General features: G+C 68.7%; 2 protein-coding genes. One reads left to right on the top strand and one right to left on the bottom strand.

The genetic code is table 11. The features are described from left to right. Positions 1 to 2975 (bottom strand): DEAD/DEAH box helicase (locus AC1D1G_RS41715; protein ID WP_477956551.1); only part of this gene is annotated, 2975 nt, incomplete at its 3' end. Between the two features lie 408 nt (positions 2976 to 3383). Between AC1D1G_RS41715 and AC1D1G_RS41710 the strand changes: the two genes are divergently transcribed. Further along, positions 3384 to 4952 carry an HNH endonuclease signature motif containing protein gene (locus AC1D1G_RS41710; RefSeq protein ID WP_477956550.1) on the top strand — a complete coding sequence of 523 codons (1569 nt, stop codon included), beginning with the start codon at positions 3384 to 3386 and terminating at the stop codon, positions 4950 to 4952. Positions 4953 to 4972 lie beyond the last annotated feature (20 nt).

Here is a 4972-nt window from a genome sequence, read left to right as displayed (position 1 = left end):
GCGGGAACACCGATGGGCAGCGGCACCCCGAGCCCGTCGCGCAGGCGCGCCGCATCCTCGATGGCCGTCCACCATTCGCGACCGGCGAAGGAGACGGCGAGCGCCCGCCTCGCGCGGACGAGTTCGTCGAGCCAGGGGATGGGATCGCTGGTCGACCGTGCGGCGACCTCCTCGGAGGTGAGCGGACCCAGGAGGCGCAGCAGGTCGGCGACGCCCTCGAGATCCTTCGCCTTGCGGTCGGGAAGCAGACGTTGGAGTTCGAGTTCGGCGTGGGCGATGACGTCGGCGTCGAGCAGTTCGCGCAGTTCCACCCTGCCGAGCAGTTCAGCCAGCAGCGTCGAATCCAGGGACAGGGCCGCCGCCCGGCGTTCGGCGAGCGGGCTGTCGCCCTCGTACATGAACTCGCCGACGTAGTTGAACAGCAGCGCGCCGGCGAACGGTGACGGCGACTGCGTCTCCACCTCGACGATGCGGATCTGGCGACGCGCCAGCCGGCGGAGCAGGTCCTTCAGGGCCGGTAGGTCGTACACGTCCTGCAGGCACTCGCGGACGGTCTCGAGCAGAATAGGGAACGTCGGATACTTGCGCGCCACGTCGAGAAGCTGGGCGGACCGCTGCCGCTGCTGCCAGAGCGGTGCACGCTTTCCCGGTGTGCGGCGCGGCAGCAGCAGCGCCCGGGCCGCGCACTCACGGAACCGGGACGCGAACAGCGCCGACCCGCCGACCTGTTCGGTGACGATGTCCTCGATCTCGTCGGTGTCGAAGGCGAAGAGGTCGGCGCCCGGCGGGGTGTCCTCGGTGTCGGGAAGACGCACGATGATGCCGTCATCGGACGCCGTCGCGTTCGAGTCGAGGCCGTACCGCTCGCTCAGCCGCGCACTCACGGCCAGCGCCCACGGTGCGTGAACGCGCTGGCCGTACGGCGAGTGCAGGATCAGGCGCCAGTCGCCGAGCTCGTCACGGAATCGTTCGACCACCAGGGTGCGGTCGGTGGGGACCTGCCCGGTGGCGGTCTTCTGCTCGGCGACGAGCTGAACGAGATTGTTCGTGGCGTTGTCGTCGAGCCCGCCGGTGCGGCAGCGTTCCTGCACCTCGGTCTCGTGCCCGAGTGAGATCTCCCGCAGGAATTGTCCCAGCGCCTCGCCCAGTTCCGCCGGCCTGCCGAGACCGTCGCCGTGCCAGAACGGCAGCCGTCCCGGCTGCCCGTACGCGGGGCTGACCAGCACCCGGTCGAACGTGATCTCCTCGATCCGCCAGCTGGTGGCCCCGAGTGCGAAGACGTCGCCGACCCGCGATTCGTACACCATCTCCTCGTCGAGTTCGCCGACGCGAGATGCCTTCTCACCGACCATGTAGACCGTGAACAGACCGCGGTCGGGGATGGCGCCGCCGGACGTGACCGCCAGCCGCTGCGCGCCGGGGCGTCCCGTGAGTGTGTTGGCCTCGCGGTCCCAGACGAGGCGGGGCCTGAGCTCGGCGAACTCGTCGGACGGGTAGAGGCCCGCGAGAAGGTCGAGGGTGGACTCGTACGCCGAGCGCGGCAGCGTCGCGAAGGAACCGCTGCGCCGGACCGTCTCGAACCAGTCGTCCACGTCGAGCGGTTCGAGTGCGGTGGCCGCCACCGTGTGCTGGGCGAGGATGTCGAGGGGGTTGGCGGGGATGGCGAGCGCCTCGATCTTCCCGGTGACCATGCGCTCGACGGTGACGGCACAGTGCACGAGGTCGGTGCGGTGCTTCGGGAACACGACACCCCGGGAGATCTCCCCGACCTGGTGTCCGGCGCGGCCGACCCGTTGCAGGCCGTTCGCCACCGACGGTGGTGCCTCGACCTGGATCACCAGATCGACCGCGCCCATGTCGATTCCGAGTTCGAGGCTGCTCGTCGCGACCACGCACCGCAGCCGCCCCGACTTCAGGTCGTCCTCGATGAGGGCCCGCTGGTCCTTGCTGACCGACCCGTGGTGGGCGCGCGCGAGCAGGGGGTCCGCGCCGAAATTGACCTCGGACGGCGTGCCGATCTGCGAGGCCGGTTTGGAGTTCTTGTCGACGGCGGTCCCGGCGCGTTCGGCGTAGATCTCGTTGAGCCGCGCGGTCAGGCGCTCGGCGAGCCGCCGGGAGTTGGCGAACACGATGGACGACCGGTGCGCGAGGACGAGGTCGACGATCTGTTCCTCGACGTGCGGCCAGATCGMCCCCGCCTGCGGGGTCGCCGACGCGGAACCCTCGGCGGGTTCGGCGAGGCCGAGTTCGGTCATGTCCTCGACCGGCACCTGCACGGTGAGGTCGAACGTCTTCGGCGACGGCGGTGCGACGATCCGGATGGGCGCCGAACCGGACAGGAACCGGCCGACCTCCTCGTGCGGGCGCACCGTCGCAGACAGCCCGATGCGCTGCGCCGGGGTGGCGAGAAGCTGGTCGAGGCGTTCGAGCGACAGGGCCAGGTGGGCGCCGCGCTTGGTGCCCGCCACCGCGTGCACCTCGTCGACAATGACCGTGTCGACCTGGGTCAGCGTCTCACGCGCGGCGGACGTGAGCATGAGGAACAGCGACTCGGGGGTGGTGATGAGGATGTCGGGCGGATTCTTGATCAGAGCGCGCCGGTCACCTGCCGGTGTGTCGCCGGAGCGGACCCCCACCGAGATCTCCGGCGGCGAGAGCCCGAGCCGCTTGGCCGTCTGCGTGATCCCGACGAGCGGGGCGCGCAGGTTGCGTTCGACGTCGACACCCAGGGCCTTGAGCGGGGAAATGTAGAGGACCCTGGTCTTGCGGTCCTTTCCGTCGGTGGCGGCGAGTTGGTCGAGGGACCACAGGAACGCGGACAGCGTCTTGCCCGAACCGGTCGGGGCCACGACGAGCGTGTGCGCGCGGCTGGCGATCGACTCCCACGCACCGAGCTGCGCGGCCGTCGGCGCCGGGAAGGCGCCGTCGAACCACTCGCGGGTGGCAGCGGAAAACCTGCCCAGGACGTCGGTCACCGTTCCATAGTGCACCGAGGGTACGACAGGCAGTGGGAACATACCGTCCGGTCTCTGGAATCCGTCCGGTCTGGGATGTTCACCCCCGACGTGGCACGGGCGCTGCGTCGGGACTCGCGTCGTTTCTGCTCTCGGTCGGCGCCGGAATGCCGACGACGGTCCCCTCGATGCTCAGTGGTGAGATTCCGCGGAGGCACTGTCCGGCACGCGGCGCGCGGCCGTACTCGCCGACAAGGCCGTGCAATCGACGGGCGAGCTCATGCAAGGAACTTCGCGTTCTCCGTCGGATCGTCGCACGAACGCGGGCAGACGACTACAGGCTCCCGCGCAAGCGCCTCGTCGGCACTGCGATCCGCTTCGTGCGCCTCGATCGGCGAACTTGTCGGTGGGGCGCAGTATTATTCGCACATGAGTTCGACCGGGGGGTTGGCGGCAGATCAGGTGATGGAACACCTGACTGCGTTGGACGATGCCGTGTCAGGCCTGCTCGACGCAGACCTCAATGCTGTGTCGGATGCTGATGTGGTGCTGATCATGCAGCAGCTCGAGAAGTCCCTCCGCCGCGCCGGTGCAGTCTCGCTGCGGCTGATCGTCGAGAGTGCCGAACGCTCGTTACCCGCGACGCTCGGTTGCAACTCACTGAACAAGCTCCTGGTCGAGGTGCTGCGCGTGTCGGCGGCAGACGCGTCGGCACGGGTAGCGGCCGCCCGCCACCTCGGTCTGTTTCATACAACTTCGGGCGAGCAGATGGAGGCAGCGCTGCCGGAAACCGCATCCGCGCAACGGGATGGCGACATCGGTGCCGACCATGCACGCGTAATCCGGAAAATCATGCGAAAGATCCCGCATGCGGTCACCAACGCCGACGTCGCATTGGCTGAGTCGATCCTGGCGCAGTGTGCGAGAGGAGGTACGCCCGAAGATGTCGAGAGTGCCGGCCACCGCCTCCTCGCTCATCTCGATCCCGACGGAAACCTGGGTGACGATCGTGATCGCTCTCGGCGGCGCGGTGTTTCGTTGGGCCGTCAAGATTCCGAACTGATGTCGAAGATCTCCGGTGAGCTCGACCCCACAGCGCGCGCTCTGCTCGACCCGGTTCTCGCGAAATGGGCTCGCCCCGGCATGAACAACCCGGACGACCCGGAGTCACCGTCCGGCGACGCCGAGAATCCGTCGATCGACCGTGAAGCACTGGTAGCGGCAGCAGCGCGTGACACTCGCACTGCTGCTCAGAGAAACCATGACGCCCTCAGCGCGATATTCCGGGTCATGCTGGAATCCGGGATCTTGGGCCGGCATCGGGGTCTGCCCGTCACGGTGATCATCACAATGACCCTCGACCAACTCGAGAAGGCGGCGGGCGGCGTGACCACCACGGCCACCGGCGGACTCCTTCCCCTCGACGACGCGCTGAAGCTCGCCGAGCGCGCCCACCCGGTGCTCGTTCTGTTCGACCACGACGGCCGGCCCCTGCATCTGGGACGGCGCCGACGAGTGGCAAGCGCGGATCAACGCCTCGCTCTCATCGCCGCCGAAGGCGGGTGCACACGACCTGGTTGCGCGGCCCCGGCCAGCATGTGCGCGGTGCACCACGTGCAGGAGTGGCGCAACGGCGGATACACCGACATCGACTCACTGACGCTCGCGTGCGATGCCTGCCACGCCCAGGTCCACGACGGGCCTACAGGCTGGGCGACCACCAGCGCGCCAGCCGGTGACACGTATGGGGGGCGCACCGAATGGATTCCACCACCGCACATCGACCCGGACAGAAACCCACGAATCAATCACCGACATCACGCCGGTGAGCTGATCGCTCGCGCTCGCCGGAAAGCCCGTGACCGGGCACGAGCCGTGGGCGGAGTGCCCTCACCGTGCGCCGCCCCTCACACTGTCGTGAGTTCCGCTGTCGCCGGAGCGAACGACGGCGACGGCAACTCGACGGTGGCGGGCTCGTGCTCGGAGACCACCACGTAGGCGCCCACAGCGAGTAGCGC

The organism is Rhodococcus sp. P3_B8, assembly GCF_056402775.1.
Note: the sequence above shows the minus strand (reverse complement) of the source record. Positions and strands in the feature narration are given on the sequence as shown.